The sequence below is a fragment of the Paenibacillus sp. J22P143 genome (genome assembly GCF_059692035.1).
This window is the reverse complement of sequence record NZ_JCAUAQ010000002.1, coordinates 175264-192854: the sequence shown is the minus strand read 5'-3', so window position 1 is coordinate 192854 and position 17591 is coordinate 175264. Positions and strand designations below refer to the sequence as shown.

15 protein-coding genes are annotated in these 17591 nt (G+C 46.3%); 6 read left to right on the top strand and 9 right to left on the bottom strand.

The genetic code is table 11. From position 1 onward, the window contains the following. Positions 1-106 precede the first annotated feature (106 nt). Both AC58PQ_RS04630 and AC58PQ_RS04625 read right to left on the bottom strand, forming a co-directional pair. Positions 107-2002: a PrkA family serine protein kinase gene (locus tag AC58PQ_RS04630; RefSeq protein WP_497240800.1), complete on the bottom strand. Its 1896-nt coding sequence runs from the start codon at positions 2000-2002 to the stop codon at positions 107-109. Positions 2003-2348: 346 nt separating this feature from the next. Then, positions 2349-3647: a sn-glycerol-1-phosphate dehydrogenase gene (locus AC58PQ_RS04625; protein WP_497240799.1), complete on the bottom strand. Its 1299-nt coding sequence runs from the start codon at positions 3645-3647 to the stop codon at positions 2349-2351. A gap of 119 nt (positions 3648-3766) precedes the next feature. Between AC58PQ_RS04625 and AC58PQ_RS04620 the strand changes: the two genes are divergently transcribed. Next, positions 3767-4480 carry a DUF2161 domain-containing phosphodiesterase gene (locus tag AC58PQ_RS04620; protein ID WP_497240798.1) on the top strand — a complete coding sequence of 238 codons (714 nt, stop codon included), beginning with the start codon at positions 3767-3769 and terminating at the stop codon, positions 4478-4480. Here AC58PQ_RS04620 and AC58PQ_RS04615 read toward each other — a convergent pair whose 3' ends face one another. The 5 genes from AC58PQ_RS04615 to AC58PQ_RS04595 all read right to left on the bottom strand — a co-directional run bounded on the left by AC58PQ_RS04615 (position 4481) and on the right by AC58PQ_RS04595 (position 10034). After that, entirely contained in the window at positions 4481-5431 is a 951-nt protein-coding gene (locus AC58PQ_RS04615) for an NAD(P)/FAD-dependent oxidoreductase (RefSeq protein ID WP_497240797.1), read from the bottom strand. 74 nt (positions 5432-5505) lie between these two features. Continuing rightward, positions 5506-6735 carry an MFS transporter gene (locus AC58PQ_RS04610; RefSeq protein ID WP_497240796.1) on the bottom strand — a complete coding sequence of 410 codons (1230 nt, stop codon included), beginning with the start codon at positions 6733-6735 and terminating at the stop codon, positions 5506-5508. A gap of 104 nt (positions 6736-6839) precedes the next feature. Next, positions 6840-8168, bottom strand: a complete 1329-nt coding sequence (locus AC58PQ_RS04605; protein ID WP_497240795.1) for an ABC transporter substrate-binding protein — start codon at positions 8166-8168, stop codon at positions 6840-6842. Positions 8169-8328: 160 nt separating this feature from the next. Next, the gene (locus AC58PQ_RS04600; RefSeq protein WP_497240794.1) at positions 8329-9165 is read right to left on the bottom strand and encodes a carbohydrate ABC transporter permease; all 837 of its coding nucleotides are present in this window, start codon (positions 9163-9165) and stop codon (positions 8329-8331) included. Next, a complete protein-coding gene (locus AC58PQ_RS04595; RefSeq protein WP_497241289.1) occupies positions 9165-10034 on the bottom strand; it encodes a carbohydrate ABC transporter permease in 870 nt (289 codons plus the stop codon). The genes AC58PQ_RS04600 and AC58PQ_RS04595 overlap by 1 nt, the downstream gene beginning before the upstream one ends. Positions 10035-10205: 171 nt before the next feature. Here AC58PQ_RS04595 and AC58PQ_RS04590 point away from each other — a divergent pair, with 171 nt between their 5' ends. From AC58PQ_RS04590 to AC58PQ_RS04575, 4 genes are read left to right on the top strand one after another with little or no spacing between them, the layout of a single operon-like run. After that, positions 10206-12035 carry a cache domain-containing sensor histidine kinase gene (locus AC58PQ_RS04590; RefSeq protein WP_497240793.1) on the top strand — a complete coding sequence of 610 codons (1830 nt, stop codon included), beginning with the start codon at positions 10206-10208 and terminating at the stop codon, positions 12033-12035. Between the two features lies 1 nt (position 12036). Further along, positions 12037-13665, top strand: coding sequence for a response regulator (locus AC58PQ_RS04585; RefSeq protein WP_497240792.1), 1629 nt, complete (start codon positions 12037-12039; stop codon positions 13663-13665). A 52-nt stretch (positions 13666-13717) separates the two neighbouring features. Next, positions 13718-14149 (top strand): hypothetical protein, encoded by a 432-nt coding sequence (locus tag AC58PQ_RS04580; protein ID WP_497240791.1) that lies wholly within the window; start codon positions 13718-13720, stop codon positions 14147-14149. Then, on the top strand, positions 14149-15222 hold the full coding sequence (locus AC58PQ_RS04575; protein ID WP_497240790.1) for a phosphodiester glycosidase family protein: 1074 nt from the start codon (positions 14149-14151) through the stop codon (positions 15220-15222). The genes AC58PQ_RS04580 and AC58PQ_RS04575 overlap by 1 nt, the downstream gene beginning before the upstream one ends. A 275-nt stretch (positions 15223-15497) precedes the next feature. On the opposite strand, the gene AC58PQ_RS04570 is transcribed toward AC58PQ_RS04575, so the two are convergent. Continuing rightward, positions 15498-15752, bottom strand: coding sequence for an AbrB/MazE/SpoVT family DNA-binding domain-containing protein (locus AC58PQ_RS04570; protein ID WP_477593422.1), 255 nt, complete (start codon positions 15750-15752; stop codon positions 15498-15500). 195 nt (positions 15753-15947) lie between these two features. Then, entirely contained in the window at positions 15948-16412 is a 465-nt protein-coding gene (gene trmL / locus AC58PQ_RS04565) for a tRNA (uridine(34)/cytosine(34)/5-carboxymethylaminomethyluridine(34)-2'-O)-methyltransferase TrmL (protein ID WP_497240789.1), read from the bottom strand. 143 nt (positions 16413-16555) lie between these two features. On the opposite strand from trmL, the gene AC58PQ_RS04560 reads away from it, so the two are divergent. After that, complete coding sequence (locus AC58PQ_RS04560; protein WP_497240788.1) at positions 16556-17269, top strand: response regulator; 714 nt, start codon at positions 16556-16558, stop codon at positions 17267-17269. The last annotated feature ends 322 nt before the right edge of the window (positions 17270-17591 follow it).

The window sequence follows — 17591 nt, the reverse complement described above, 5'->3', positions numbered from 1 at the left end:
AGAGATTCATAGATTACGTGTTAGGCAGCAATCAGCATCCTTTTCACAGTGAAAAAGACCTAAGGGGTCGTCACCCGCTCAGGTCTTTGGTTTCAAGCATATTCGCCTATCTGTTTAACAGACTTCCAACATACCGCAGTAATTCATTAGCACACACTGGGCAATAACCATGCTCATCAATCAACTGTTTCGAAACGTCGTTAATTTTCTTCAGTTGCTTCTCATCTGGTGTTTTCGTTGAGGTCGTAATCTTCACGATATCCTTCAGATCAGCGAATAGCTTTTTCTCAATCGCTTCACGCAGGCGTTCGTGAGAGCTGTAGTCAAATCTTCTGCCTTTGCGTGAGTAGGAAGAGATGCGGATCAATATTTCTTCGCGGAATGCTTTTTTCGCATTTTCCGAAATACCAATCTGCTCTTCAATGGAACGCATGAGGCGCTCATCTGGATCCATCTCCTCGCCGGTTAACGGATCTTTAATTTTACCCCAGTTGCAATAGGCTTCAATATTATCCAAGTAGTTATCGAAAATCGTTCTGGCTGACTCTTCAAAAGAGTACACGAACGCTTTCTGCACTTCCTTCTTGGCAATATCGTCGTATTCCTTACGAGCAACGGAGATGAAATTGAGGAAGCGTTCCCGCTCATCCTTGGTAATCGACGGATGCTGATCCAGCCCATCCTTCAATGCACGCAGCACATCTAAGGCATTAATACATTGGAGATCCTGGCGGATCAAGGCACTTGAAATTCGGTTTATGACATACCGCGGATCAATTCCGCTCATGCCTTCTTCTTGGTATTCATTTTGCATTTCCTTTAGATCGGCTTCTTTGTAGCCTTCGACAACTTCACCGTCATACATACGCATTTTTTTGATCAAATCCATACCTTGCTTCTTCGTTTCCTTCAAACGCGTAAGAATCGAGAAGATCGCGGCAACACGAAGCGCATGCGGTGCAATATGGATGTGGGACATATCACTCTGTCCGATAAGCTTGCAGTAAATTTTCTCTTCATCTGATACGCGTAAATTATAAGGGATCGGCATGACAATCATACGAGACTGTAAGGCTTCATTTTTCTTATTGGCGATAAAAGACTTATATTCCGTTTCATTCGTGTGCGCGATGATTAGCTCATCAGCACTGATGAGGGCGAAGCGTCCCGCTTTAAAATTACCCTCTTGGGTAAGTGAGAGCAAATTCCACAGGAACTTCTCATCACATTTCAGCATTTCCTGGAACTCCATAATCCCCCGGTTCGCCTTATTCAGCTCGCCATCGAAACGATACGCTCGCGGATCAGACTCGGAGCCAAACTCTGTAATCGTCGAAAAATCAATGCTTCCCGTTAAGTCCGCGATATCCTGCGATTTGGGATCTGACGGACTGAAGGTACCAATCCCCACACGACCTTCTTCGGAGACAAAAACACGCTCCACATGCACATCTTCAATGCAACCATTATACTCGGTTTTCAACCGCATTTGGCACGATGGGCATAAGCTGCCTTCAATTTTCACATTAAGCTCGCGTTCGATCTCTGGCCGTAACTCCATTGGAATTAAATGAAGCGGCTCTTCATGCATAGGACACCCTTTGATGGCGTAGACCGCACCTAAATCTGTTTTTGCAAATTGCTCTAAGCCGCGCTTCAACATGGTCACAATTGTGGATTTACCACCGCTTACAGGACCCATTAGCAACAAAATACGTTTGCGAACATCCAATCGACGGGCAGCGGAGTGGAAATATTCTTCCACCAGCTTCTCAACGGCACGATCCAGACCGAAAATCTCTTGGTTGAAAAATTTGTAGGATTTGTGGCCAACTTGGTCGTTGATGCCTTGTGAAGCAATCATGTCATAGACCCTCGAATGCGCAGTTCTTGCGAGTCCAGGATTACTGCGAAGCAATTCTATGTACTCCGCGAACGTACCGGTCCAGCTCAATGAATCCTTCTCCGTACGATGCTCTGAAATTCTTTTGAATATGTCCATGGGTACCTCCTTTCACTGCTGCCTTTGGGGTTATAGGTCAGCTCGTGATGGTGAATTGTGTACTACAATCCTATGCACCCAAGCGGGATAACTTGCCCGAAATTTTAAAGAGAATTGGGATTTGTTCCTTTCGCCAAATATACCTGTACCTCTTTGGTAAACGCTCGAGACCTTGAAAATTCCATGAAAACAACAGGGCAAAGGGGTTGACGCAAAGTGAAAACCATCCACTTCCACATCTGGATTGTGTTGATGGGTGGGCATGCAGTGGGGAACGGTACGATAGTGAAAAAACGAAAAAGCCAACATGCCGCCTCGGCGCATGTTGACTCGCAAACCCCAAAGCTTACAGCAGCCGCTGTAAGCGTAAAATCGTAAACCGGTTGCGCACGAACAGCGCATCCTGCAGTGACGCCTCCACCAGCGCTGGCTCCACGCCAAGCTGGTCCGGCGCTGCCGGCCCCTGCACCGCCGCGAGCCACGCAGCAAGCTGCGAAGGCGCCGGAACCGCGCGGGCGATGCTCTGCACATCGCCCCAACGAGCCGCGATGCGCGCCCCTAGCGCACGCGCATCAACCTCCATCGCCGACGCATTCTCGGCGATGATGGCCTCGGCCATGGCCCCGTAGGCCGCCCGGATGCGTTCCGCATCCGTCTGCGCGCTCGGGGCCTGCCCTTGCGCTAGGCGCGCAGCGGCCTCGCCCTCCGTGAGCGCAAGCAGCGCTTGATAGCACTGCGCCATGAGCACGGTCGCGACGCCGACCTTTGCGCCGTGCAGCAGCGCCCGGCGGCGCTGCTGCAGGAGCACCATCTCCCAATAATGGGAGAGATGGTGCTCAGCCCCGGAGGCCGGCCTTGAGTGGCCGACCAAGAGCATGGAAAGGCCGGATAGGATCAGGCCTTCCATCAAACGACGCAAGCCCAGCTCGGTGCGCTGCGCGATCTCTTCTAGATGGTCGGTGCACAGCTCCACCGCCTCCAAGGTCAAGCGAGCACTCAGCTCGCAGTAGTGCTCATCCAGCAGCACGCGGCCGAGCGACCAGTCCGCGAGCGAGGTATGCTTGCCGAGCATATCGCCAACGCCGGCAGCAATCATCGCCTGCGGCGCCGCAACCAGAATGCCCAAGTCGGCGAAGATTGCCTCAGGGGCTGAGCAAGGAATCGTCTGCTTAAAGCCGCGGACGATCAGCGGCGCACCGACGGAGGCGAAACCGTCAACAGATGGAGCTGTCGGCACGGAAAGGAAAGGTCGATTCGTACGATGGCTGACAAAGCGAACAATGTCGTGAATCGTCCCCGTACCCACGGCAAGCAATACCTGAGAAGTCATCGATGTGTCCAGCATCAACTGAACGATTGCTTCCTCATCAGCAGCCACTTCCCCCATCCCGTTCTCACGAATCAGGCTAAGGCCAACCTTTACCTGCCCGTTTTTCAACAGCGAGCGAAGCTTTTCACCAGCCACAGCATACGTATTCGCGTCCGCGACAAGCGTCACTTCCTCATAGCCAGCTTCCTTCACATATCCGACAGCTTCACGGAGTGCATCTCGTTCAATGACAATACGGCGAATCGGAATCTCATGCTTTTGGCCGCAGGCGCACTCAAAGCTTTTCCCTAACCATTCATTCAGTAAATCACTCAAATCTACTCATCTCCCGACTTGTACATACAAGTTGTTCTTCCACCTATTCTAGCGTAACTTATGCTATAATAAAAGCCATTCTATTAGACTTTTTGCACGAAAAGAGGAGAAAGACCCTCATGCCGATCCAAACCGAAACCGAGCTGTATGCACCGATTAAAAGCTTTTTCGAGCAGCGTGGCTATACCGTCCGCGGGGAAGTTAAGCACTGTGACTTAGTTGCCATACGAGGCGATGAGCCCCCGGTTATTGTTGAATTGAAGAAGAGCTTTAATATCCCGCTTCTCGTCCAGGGAATTGAACGACTGAAGCTTACGCAGGACGTATATGTCGCTTTCGAGCTCCCTAACAAAGGAAAAGCCCCCCATCGCTTGCAATGGGAGGAGATCCGCCGACTTTGCCGCATGCTTGGCTTAGGGGTATTAACCGTCCAATTCTACAAACGCAAACAGCCCACAGTCGATCTCGTCTGTGAGCCTACACCTTATACCTTACGCCCCAACAAAAGGGCTTCTGGCAAACTTATGACCGAATTTCATGAGCGCAGCGGTGACTATAATATAGGCGGAAGCTCCCAGCAGAAGCTCATGACAGCGTATCGAGAGAAATCGCTTCACTGCGCCTATCTGATGCAGCAGCACGGTCCTTTGAGTCCGCGCAAGCTGCGTGAATATACGAACAATATGAACGTCAGCTCGCTTCTGCAGCAAAACTATTATCGTTGGTTCGTCAGACAAAGCCGAGGTATCTATCATCTTACCCCTGGCGGCGAGAAAGCCTTACAAGAGTACGCTCACGTAGTAGCAGCTTTCCCAACCGTATCTGTTCCTTAACTAAGAACGAATAACCACCCGATGAACACTCGCTTCCTCGTTCATCCGCAGCAGCGCTTTGTTCATCCAAATCGCTGCCTGCGAGCCTTCTCCCATCGCGATCGTTACTTGCTCCGCATGAACGCCAACATCGCCAGCGGCCCAGACGAACGGGACGCTCGTCATCTTACTGCGGGGATCGGTCATAATATGCCGATTCTCCATGCGTTCAGCACCAAGCTGACGCGCCAAGTCAGACTTCACTTCATTTCCACCGAAAGCAATAAAGCCTCGCTCTGCTTGAAGGAGAACGCCATCTTTAAGCACGACACCCTTGAATCGTCCAGGCAAATCGACCACAACCTCTGCAAGATCTTCCGCCACATAGGTAATGCCCTTATTCTTCATTTCCAGCAGAAGCTCACTTTTCACTGCCCGTTGTTGATGATTGACATAGGTCATTTGCTCCGTTCGATGACGCAGCTTAATGGCCATAACTGCTCCTGCGTCGCCTGAACCCATCACAATCGTACTCCGATCCCTAATTTCATATCCATCACAATCGGGACATACATACACCGTTAGCCCCAAGCATTCCTTCAGGTTCGGTAGTTCAGGCATACGATCCATTAAGCCCGTTGCCAGCAGCAGTGTCCTCGCTTCATAGCCGCGGCCACTTTTTCCCCATAGCTCAAAGCCATCACCGATTCTTCCTTTGGCGACAGCTTGTACAACTTCATCTTGGACAAAAGTAACCCCTAGCTTCTCGGCTTGCAGCCTGCCTAATCGACGCAGCTCTTCCCCCGATACCCCATCTGGCCAACCTAGAATATTATGATAGCTTCTGCATAGGGTAGAACGGCCGTAACCGGCGTCAATCACAAGGACTTTATGCTCATATCTGCCTAATTGAATCGCCGCTTGAAGTCCGGCAATGCCTCCTCCGACGATAATACTATCCACTTTCTCCATTTGCGCAATGCCCCTCTTCTCCAATTCACTACCAACTAGGATAACCGAATTAAGGAACTATCATCCTTATCTGCCTATCGATTCTTGATTGACCAGACTAAACCAAATTGCGTCAGGGAGGCGAACAATAGGATCCATGGAATTAGTCCGCCATCCAAGTCACTGCCGAAGGTAATGAGCACTAGAATGGAAATAACCCGCCCCACATTCAAGAAAAATTCCCGTACGACCACACTTTCTACCTTTAACTCCCCTTTAAGTGGCAGTCTCGCAATCAAGCTATAATAGTAGCCCGTCATGGTATTCCCTTGAAGCGGTGCAAAAATCGAATACAAAATCATGAAGCCGACTACCGAGTACACATTTAAACTTCCTATAATACAAGAAATGCCAACGAGATAGCCCACAGTCGATATCGTCAAATAAAACCTCGCTCTGCCCGCGTTCGCATATTTCGAAATAAAGATGCCCATGACAATACTTAAACTCGAATAGAGTACACCGAGATATCCGACCAGATCTTCGCGCGGCAGCACCTTGAATAATAGAATGTTAGGTAGAAACAACATCGTACCTTGCAGCAAGCCCATTCCGAAGAAGCCTATCAGCGCTTTCGACCACTCTTGCTTTTTCTTCATGATAAGACCTGTATATTTTAAGTAGTAGACACGATGATGACCGCTTGATGCCTTAATCTTTAAGGAAATGATGGCAGCCAATAAGAACATGATGAAAGCAATGACGAAGACGATTGTATAGCCGCTCAGACCCTCTTTTAACCGAATGATGAAACCAGCAAGTGCCGGTCCCGCGAGTGTAGCCGCTGTGAAATACATCATATTATAAGCCAGATATCGAATCCGATTCTGCTCGGTCGACACATCATACATCAGGGTTAAATAACCGACCCAGTAGAAGCTGCCTGCAAGTCCATTAAATATCGCAAATAGCACGTAATAATCGACAAGCCGCTCCCCAGCAATACTCACACATAAATAAAAGAGAGCGATCAGTACAATACCTAGTCGGTACGATACCATGCGATCTTTCTTCTTAATCATATAACCGCCAATGGCGAACCCAATCGGGGTTAAGATATACACAATCAAGCTGTAGGTCCCATTCACAACAACGCTATGCGTTAACCGCCATAAGTATAAATTAAGAAATACCCCTGACATGGAAGCACCGAATTGAAAAATGGAATGAATGATTAAGGAAATGACCGCTTCATGAGACAGTTTTTTTTCTTGTGGCAGCGCATTCCCTCTGCTCTGCAGCCAAGCTCTGATTTTAAGATTCATGGTAAACCTCCAGTCCTCTTCATTGTAACAGCCATTCCATCATCTGTTAAACAGCAAAAAGCCTCAGCATAAGCGCTGAGGCTTTATTAACGTCGGGATTAGCGTTACTTCTTAAGGCTATCCCATGTTTTCTGGAATTCTTCCAACATTTGATCTTTCGTGTACTTCTTAGCTACGTAACCTTGCATAACATCCCCGAACTTTTTGCTGGACGCTTCGCCACCTGGGAATTTGAACCAGTTCCAGCTCAATGTTTTACCAGCTTTGCTGTAAGCGATAATATCTGCTGCTAATGGTCCAAGAACTTTCTCGTCAGCAGGGATTGATTTGAAAGCAGGGATAAACTTGAACTCTTCCGTGATATATTTCTTACCGATATCGGAGCTAACCATCCAATTTAAGAATTTCTTAGCTTCGTCTTTCACAGCGGAGTTCTTGTTGATAACCCAGTTATTCGGTACGCCTACGAACAATTTGTCATTCGCTGCAGCGTCATCGCTGATCGGCATTGGCAAGAAGCCAATTTTGATATCTGGGTTTGTTTTAGTAATTTGAACTTGTGTCCAGTTACCTTGTTGTGTCATCGCAGCTTTACCCGTAGCAAAATCCGTTACTTGCGTGTTGTAGTCGGTTTGCAATGGGTTTTTGTTGCCGTATTGCAGTTGCAAGTCAAACAATTTCGCCCATTGATTGAATACTTCGTTGCCTGTAATCTTCGCAGTTCCTTTGTTCAAGCCATCGATGAACGCATTCGGATCCTTTTGATAAGCAAACGGAAGGTTTACGAAATGGTTGCCAAGTACCCACCACTCTGCGTAGCCCGTTTCAAACGGCGTGATACCTGCATCTTTAAGCTTTTTAGCTGCTGCTTCTAATTGAGAGAACGTTTTTGGCAGCTCCGTGATGCCCGCTTTGGCAAACAGATCTTTATTGTATTGGAAGCCATAACCTTCAAGGTTTAGCGGTTGACCGTACAATTTACCACCTTTGGTCATTGGCTCTTTGGCTACATCCACAAGGTCTTTCACCCAAGGTTGATCCGATAGATCTTCCAAGTTATCGATCCATTTATCTAAATCCGTGAAACCACCATTGTTGAAAATATCCGGTTTGTCACCTGCATTAAATTTCGCAAGCAAGGCAGCGCCGTAATCTGCTCCACCGCCGACGGTGTCAACTTGAATTTTCACATTGGGATTCAACTTCTCATATTCTTTTACCATTTTGCCAAGTTGATCTGCGATCTCTACTTTGAATTGGAACATTTTAATAGTAACCGGTTTGCCGCTTGCCGCAGGTGTTGTCGTCGCTGTAGTTGCACCTGTCGTTGCAGCTGGACTTGGACTTGCTGTATCTTCTTTTTTACCACAACCCGCTGCGAGTACGGATAAGGATAGTACAGTCGCCATTGAAACCATTGTTAATTTTTTCATGTAGGTAATGCCTCCCTTTATAATGTTTCTTCGTTTGAACTCACCGTACTTGTTCTTGCGTTGTTACCTTACAAGATTCATTGTAAACACTTACATCCTGGCTTAACACCGAGTATATTGAACATAAAGGTGGAATATCTTGAACATATTTGCAATTTTGTTAACCTTTTACTGAACCTGCCGTGATACCTTCTACAATGTGCTTCTGTAAGAACAAGAAGAAGATAACGATCGGTAACACGCTTAGTGTTAACCCAGCAAGTGCTAAATCCCATTGCTTCGTGTACTGTCCAAAGAAGGAGAACGTTGCAAGCGGAATGGTTCGCAGCTCCGGATTGCCAAGTACTAGGGAAGGAAGCAAATAGTCATTCCAAATCCATAAGCTGTTCAGGATGATGATCGTAATCGACATCGGCTTGAGCAGTGGGAATACGATTTTCCAAAACACACCATACGCTGAGCTGCCATCTACTTTGGCCGACTCTTCAATTTCCAGCGGAATGGACTTAATGAAGCCATGGTACAAGAACACATTTAAGGAAACACCGAATCCGTAATAGCATGCAACCAATCCCAGCTTGCTATCCATCAAGCCTACTTGGCTTGCCACGCGAACTAGTGGAATCATAATGGACTGGAAGGGAATGACCATTGCGGCAACGAAAGCCAAGAAAACAAGATTATTGAACTTACTCGATCTTCTCACCATGCGATATGCAGCCATGGAGGAGATGATCACGAGACCTGCGTTACTCAAAACGGTAATAAACAACGAGTTGAAGAACGCCTTGGGAAACTTCATAATGCTCCACACTTTGGTGTAATTATCGAGATATAGCGAGCTAGGAAGTTTTGCTGTATTCGCTGCAAGCTCGGGAAAGGTCTTTAAGGAATTCACGATAACGAAGTAAAACGGAACTAAGAACAGTAAAGCTAACAGGATGCCGAGGACTTCTAGGGTAAATAATCGACCTGTGTATTTTTTGACGGAATCCATTACACTTCAACCTCCTTGCGCTTGGTATACATCACTTGGACGGTTGAAATAATCGCAACTACGATGAAGAATACGAGCGCCTTGGCTGTACCCAAACCATAGCGGTTGTTCCTGAATGCTTCTTGGTAAATGTTGATCGAAACCGATTCAGTTGAATTGAAGGGTCCACCTTTGGTTAAGGAGAAGTTCAAATCAAAGATTTTGAATGACCACGAAATCGTCAAGAACAAGCAGACCGTAATGGCTGGCATAATAAGCGGAACGATGATGCTTCGCAGTACTTGCAAGCGTGATGCACCATCGATGTGCGCTGCTTCGAGCATATCCTTCGGTACGTTGGATAAGGCAGCAATGTAGATAATCATGAGATAACCCGCACCTTGCCACACACTAACGATGACAATTGCCCAGAAGGCTGTTGGGGCATCCCCTAACCATGGCAGTTCGAAGAATCCAATATGCGTGAGTTCACCTAGGGTTGCAAACCCTTTTACAAAGATAAACTGCCATATAAAGCCAAGCAATAAACCACCGATCACGTTAGGCATAAAAAAGATCGTGCGCAGCACATTCCTTGTTTTCAGCGCTTGCGTGAGCAGCAAAGCGAGTAAGAAACCTACAAGGTTCGTCAGAATCACATTCGTCACGGTCAATCGTGAGGTAAAGCTGAAGGCATTGCGATAATCCTTATCATGGAATAGGATTTGTTTGAAATTGTCCAGGCCGTTAAAGACTACTTTCGTTGTAACACCATTCCATTCGGTAAACGAATAATAGATGCTCATCATAAATGGAATCAGAACGATGATACTAAAAAATATCAATGCAGGTCCGATGAATACCCATTGTTGTAACCATCCTGAAAGCATTCTTTTTGTTTTCACTGGGAGTCCCCCTTACCATTCTGCTACTATACCCCAAGTATAGAGTGCTGCAGTACCCCAAAACACAGACGATCGTGACGCATTAGGTGGAATTTGTTGACCTCTCCTGCTACAATGTAGGGGAAAATCCCAATACAGAAACCGAGTTGATGACGTGTGATTCGACACAGTATCCGTAATAAATTGATCTTATTTTTGCTTATTGCCACATTAATCCCCTTCCTAACCTCCCTTGTCGTGTCCTACTATTTTACGAAGCAGAAGGTTACCGAGGATACCCTTACGAACAATTCTGCTTTACTTACACAAGGCACAACGAATCTCGTGAACTATCTGGATGGCGTGGTTCAAGCCTCCTCCACGATTTATACGGGAAGGACTCCTCTCTCTGAGATTGACCAATTCTATGAGATCATTCAAACGAAGCCCGTGATCGATTATCAGAGTGATAAAGTGATCAAAAGCGGTCTGCAGGTCATGTCACATTCTGTGAAAGAAATCAAACAAATTTACATGTATGCTTCCATTAGCAATAGTTCTTTTCTCTCCAACAATGATGCTCAAGTTAGCTCCGCCGGTAAGTTCGAGGGACTACAGCCGTTCCCGGAGGGCAAGCTTGTGTATTTCGAAACCACTCACCCAAGCCATTTGTATGGGATGTCACTCCCTGCATATTCTAACCAAACGCCAGTTATTTCTATGCACCGAAACATCATGTACTCCCCTAGTAATCAATCCATTGGCGAGCTTATCATTGATTTGAATTTGGACTTGGTTTCTGACATTTCCCAGAGCTTATTCACGCATGATCAAGAAGAACTATACATTTTAGATGACAAGGGACATATCGTATTCGGCCCGGATCCAAGCCAATGGGGACTTCAATTAGATGGGAATTGGGGAGATGAAGCTGTTCACAGTACCCTCGACAAAGGCAGCTACGAGTGGAATAAAGGTGCTTTTGCGGGAATTAATATGTATGAGAAAATGCGTACAGACTATTTGAACTGGACGATTGTGAAGCGTCTTCCTTATGAGCAGCTAACCAAGAATGCTCGACAATTGACCTTCATTAACTCCCTCATTCTTTCCTTCTCTATGCTGATTGTCATGGCCGGTACGGTGTATATAAGTATTCGTTTTACCGCTCCCATCAAACAATTGATTCGGTATATTACAAGAATTCAAACTGGACAAGTTGGGCTTGGTGATCATCAGAGCGACATTGAGTTGACCAGGGTCGATGAGATGGGGATACTTGCGAACCGTTTCCATGGGCTAATGCAGGACTTAAATCATATGGTGATGCGCGAATATAAGTTAGAGCTGGCTAATAAATCGAATCAGCTGATGGCGCTGCAAGCGCAAATAAATCCCCATTTCCTGAATAATGCCTTACAATCGATCGGAACACTGGCTCTGCAGCATGAAGCACCTAAGATCTATGCCCTGATTAATTCCTTAGCCAAAATGATGCATTACAGTATGAATACGAATGAATCCGTCGTTCCATTGCGGAAAGAAATCGACCATATTAAAGCCTATTTGGAGCTGCAGAAGCAGCGTTTTGAACACCAATTTGAGATCGTCTATGAGATTGAAGAAGAGACTCGAACCTTTACTGTGCCGAAAATGATTCTACAACCGCTTGTCGAAAATTATTTCAAGCATGGTTTTAAACCAAGTCATGCCCAAGACGTCGGTATATTACGCATCGAATCCGCGATGCTGACCACCCCTGAGGGGGACTTCTTAAAGCTCACCGTCGCAGATAATGGGATAGGGATGACGGATCAGCGGATGAGCGAAGTCCGTAGTCGATTAAAAGCTCCCTCGGTCACGGATGATTCCTATATTGGGCTGCGTAACGTCCTGACGCGTGTCCAGCTCTATTTTAATGATGATGCACGACTTGAAATCCACCATGTGCATCCTCAAGGCCTGCGGATTGTCATCCATATTCCAATGAGTAAGGGAGCTAGCTGATATGAAAGTACTGCTTGTAGATGACGAGAAGCATGTTCGAGATGCGATCCGATTGCTTGTGGATTGGAAGCATTATGGGATCGATACGATTTTGGAAGCACCTGATGGGGAAGCCGCAATCGCATTGGTTCGCGATGAGCATCCTGAGATTATCATGACCGATATGATGATGCCCATCATGAACGGCGTCAAGCTGCTAGAGTGGCTGCATCGCTATGCGCCTGATGCCAAAACCATTGTCATCAGCGGTCACGACGACTTCTCTTTACTTCGACATACGGTGAAGTTTGGCGGAACGGATTATATTTTAAAACCGATTGATCCGGATCAGTTAAATGAAGCCTTGGATAAAGCCATTCAAACTTGGCTCAAGGATGAGGAGCAAAGGCATACCAATCGCGAGCTGAATATGGAGGTTAATCAATTTAAACCTATTTACTGGGATAAGCTGCTTTCCGCATTAGTCGCTGAGCCCAGTACGTATGAGCCGGTGGCTGACCAGCTGGAGCGCGAGCTTCATTTATCCAGGAGCGTTGCAACCTGTCGTGTTGCCATTCTCACTTTAGATACGATGGAAGCTAGTATCAAGAATAAATTCAGTCAAAATATCGATCTTCTTCTCTTCTCATTAATTAATATTTGCAATGAATTTCTTGTCACGCAGAAGCGCGGCTACGCATTCCGCCACTGGCACAATCCCAACGAAATTGTGCTTTTCATATGGTCATCTCCCTCCAAGGGGGAAGAGCTGCTGGCAACGATTAATGATGGCATTCGAACTGTGCTCCATGCTCGTGTGGACTTCGGGATTGGGAGTGCCCACATCTTCCCTAGTCAATTGAAGCTATCCTATCAGGAAGCTCGCGATGCCCTGCGGCAGCGTAATCTGAGAACCAAAGAAACATGGGTACATAACACCTGGCATATCAACAAGGGTTCACAACCTACGTTGACTTTTCATCAATTCGAGGAGCAGATGACTCTCGCTTTGCGCAGTGGCAACGTCGAGCAGATTCAAGATATCGTTCAACATTGGATCGATGCGGTGAAAAGCTGTGAAGTCATCACACCTGAACAAATTGAGCATTGGTGGGGGGAATATCGGGTGATGATGCGTCGTTGGGTGCAGCAATTGATACCGAATAGCCGAGAGGACGATATCCATCCGCTGCTCCTTGAAGATAGTTCGGCCGCGATTATTACGCTCGACGAGAGAGGCATTCTCTCCTTGTCTCTCTGGCAGCAAGAGCTGACCCGCAGCCTCGTTCAGGTATCCAAGCTTCATCTGGAGAGTCAACACAAGGATAACAATGTGATTTTTGAAATCGCTAGCTTCTTGGAAAAGCACTATCATGAGGATATTTCCCTCGCGGATATTGCCAGTCGATTCTATCTCAGCCGGGAGTACATTTCCCGCAAATTCAAGCAGGAGTTCGAAGTCAACCTCTCTGATTATTTAGGGCAGCTTCGGATGAGTAAGGCCAAAATATTGCTCTGTAATCCGAATCTTCGCATATCACAGGTGGCTGAGATGGTTGGCTATCAGGATGAGAAGTATTTCAGCAAGGTTTTCAAAAAAATGTCAGGCATGACCCCGGGTGAATATCGAAAAACAGCGAATTCTATCTAATCTTCCGAGAAAATAATGGAATATGTTATACTAGTAATAAGAGGTGATTTTCATGAGTATGCCCATGGAGAATGCAACGGCGAATTCTTTTCCCCGCACGTCGAAAGCAACTAGGGTCAAGAAGAAAACGTATGCCTTCCTATTTGTGGGTTGGGTCATGCTGATCGCAGTCGGAGTCGCAGCTACGATGATGTACACGGAGCATCTGAAGCAACAAATATCAACCGATATCGCACAGCAAACCCAACAGCAATTACAAGTCATTCAACAAGATTATCAGAAGCAAGTCTCTCAATTGAAGGATAGTGTGACTTCCGATATGAAGACTCTGCAAGCCAAAGTAGATTCATTGAATGAATTACTGGCTTTCACCAAAGATAGCGCCAACAGCAAGACCGATAATAGTAATCAACTTTATACGCAGCTAGCTGACGTCAAGAAGAAGCTAGATGAACTGACCAAAAATCTGGATGTGTTGAAATAATGACAGCGAATCCGATTCAGCAATTCAACCGTGTGATGTTGCTTGCCTGCGCACCTTTTGTGGGTATGCTGATTTGGCTGCTCTTCATTTCTCTGGATATTTCTATTCCAACGATGACCCCTCAGGCATCGATACCGATCAACTTAGGGCAAGAAGCGACCACACTCAACAGCTCATTGACCCAATCGAATAATGATGCGGTCCAAACCAAAACCATTATTCAGCAATACTTCCAGCTGTATGAGAAAAGCACGGCAGAAGTAACCGCCATGCTCCAAAGCGCGGCTTCGCAAATCGCCAAACCCGGACTTATCTATGATGCACGGATTACTGACAAACTTGGCAGCCCCATCCGCCAAGCCACTTCGGGCAATATTGACATTCAACTATTCGCTTTGAATGAAAAACATTATTCAGGTTATGCTCTTAAAGTGAACCTCAAGAGCGATAAAGCTATTAAGCTCGTGTTGGGGAATGATAAGCTCGGCTCCAGTGAAACAACGTTAGCCGCGGCTTCGCGCTATGGCGCCGTTGTTGGGATTAACGCAGGCGGCTTCGCGGACGACAACCGGGGAAGACGCTATCCGCTTGATACAACCGTGATGAACGGGAAATACGTCAACGGCTTCTTCCCCACCAACAATGACACGGCTTTCATCGGCTTGAACAAAGACCGCAAGCTGATTGGCGGCAAGTTCAGCTCTCAGTCGGAGCTCGACAAGCTGAACCCTCTGATGGGTTCGACCTTCGTCCCTGTGCTGATGAAAAATGGCAGTAAGATGTCCATTCCGTATCAATGGCAAAGCTCGCCAGCAAGAGCAGCTCGAACGGTCATGGCCAATTATAAACATGATCAGCTCTTATTTCTTGTCACGGACGGCTATGATGAGAGCGGTAATTCAGGTGCTACGCTTGCTGAGCTGCAGGACAAAATGCAGCAATTAGGCGTTGTTGACGCTTATAATTTGGATGGAGGCGGCTCAACGACATTAGTCTGGGGTGGAAGCGTGATCAACCGCCCCTCTGATGGACGACTCCGACCACTCGCTACGAACTTCTTGTTTTTCAAATGACCCAAATTATTCACACAATATTCGTTTCTTTTTTGGGGATGGTTGGGTATAATAAGCCTTAACTATGTGCAAAAAACGCTCTTTAACCCTATAGGAGGTGCAGCTATGTTCGGTTTATCCACAACATTTTGGCTCGTTAATTCCGTATTTCTTTTATTCATCGTCGCTATGGTAACGGCTTCCTATAACGAGGACAAAACAAAAGGCCTATGAGCCAAGAAAAAAAGCATTGCTTTCTCCATTGGAGGAAGCGATGCTTTTTCTTTTTTTACCTACTAGGCTTTCGCCTTAAGCAGGTTCATTTCAGTTATACAAACGCCGCAAATATAACGATCTTTGAATTCACTGACACTTTCCATGCTGCCACAGAACACACATTTCGGACGGTATCTCTCGAGAATGATATGGTCACCCTGCACTAGAATTTCTACAGGATCTCCCTCATTCATTTGGTATCGCTTTCGTAGCGATTTAGGCAATACGATTCGTCCCAATTGATCGACTTTACGTACGACTCCAGCTGGCTTCATCATAGGACTTCACCTCTCTTTTCGCAGACGTTTTCTACGCTTCCTGCAATTTCACTTCGACAAACAATTTAGTATCGAGCTTACCGAGTACTATTCGCCGTAATTCATGAAATTCCTTCTGCAAAAGACCCAAAATCTTTCTTTTCTTGCCAAAAATGTCGGCATAGCACTAAAAAACATAGGTCGTTAGAAATCCTACTCCAGACCTACAAACCCAGTTTGGCGTAATCCCTCATATAAAATAATAGCCGCAGAGTTGGAAAGATTTAAGGATCTTACCACATCGGACATTGGCAACCGGATTAAAGTATCCGGGTGCTGACGTAATAGCTCCTCTGGCAGCCCTTTCGTCTCTTTACCGAACACGAAAAAATCACCATCTTGGAAAGTAAAGTCCGAGTAGCGTTTGCTCGCTTTCGTCGATGCAAAGAAGAATCTATGACCTTGGTATGCAGCCAAAACCTCATCGAAAGAGTCGTGGTAGTCAATCTTCACCGAATGCCAATAATCAAGACCAGCACGTTTGAGCGTCTTATCATCGGTGTCAAAGCCAAGCGGTCTAACCAAATGAAGATGAGTGCCTGTTGCGGCACATGTTCGTGAAATGTTACCTGTGTTTGCAGGAATTTCGGGTTCTACTAGTACAATATGAAAAGCCATCTCTGTTCATTCACCTCATTCTCTATCCTATTATAACCTGTATTGGAATGCAATTTAACACTGTGTTAACTTTATCTTAATATCGCGATGATAGTGGTACGTCATACTAGAGATATCCTTCATTAAAAGGAGTCTACCTAACGATGAAAAAGAAAATTCTTATTGTTGATGACGAACCTTCCATCTCCATGCTCATTGAATTCAACCTCAAGCTTGCCGGCTTCGAGGTACACTGCGTATTCGACGGGGAAGCTGTCTTCGGTGCGATTCAATCGTTCCGCCCTGATCTTATCGTTCTCGATCTCATGCTGCCCAAAATGGACGGCTTACAGGTATGCCGCAAGCTTAGAAGCCAGAACAATCTCGTTCCGATTATTATGTTAACGGCCATGCAGGATCTTACCGATAAAATTGCCGGTTTGGATAACGGTGCAGATGATTACATGACGAAGCCTTTCTCGCCGCTCGAGCTCGTCTCTCGCATTCAAGCGATTCATCGCCGTATCCAGACCCTGCCTTCCACCACAGAAGAAGCAGCGATTGCAATAGGTCAAATCTCTGTCAAAGCGGAGCAACGCGAAGTGACGATGAATGGCGCGCCTATCGAGCTTACACCCAAGGAATTCGAACTGTTGCTTTTCCTCTGCAAGCATCGTGGAAAGGTACTTAGCCGGCAACAGCTGCTTCACGGCGTATGGGACTATCATTTCCTCGGGGATACACGTATCGTTGATGTCCATATCTCACATCTGCGTGACAAGATCGAGCAAAATGCACGGCATCCTGAATACATCATGACGATTCGCAATGTCGGCTACAAGCTGACCGAGCCCGTCATCAAGGAATCTTACGCTTGAGTAGAGTAAGATTAGCGCAGTAACGCGCAAAGTTGCAAAAGTGCAACCTTTTCCACCTGAATGCACGAAGTTTCTAATCTAAATGCAAAAGTGCAACCTTTTTACTCGATTTCGGTATTTTTTGATGAAATAGATGGAAAAAGTTGCATTTTCGCAACCTATGAAATTCCAGAAAATAACTGCATTTTTACACTTTTGTAGTTTAAATCAACACAATCCAAATATCGAAGAAGTCATTCGAGGATGCGCGACCGCGGTTTAGCTGTTGTTTTATCGTCAATCAGAATTTGTTCTTCCGAGCACCGGAAACATATATTATATA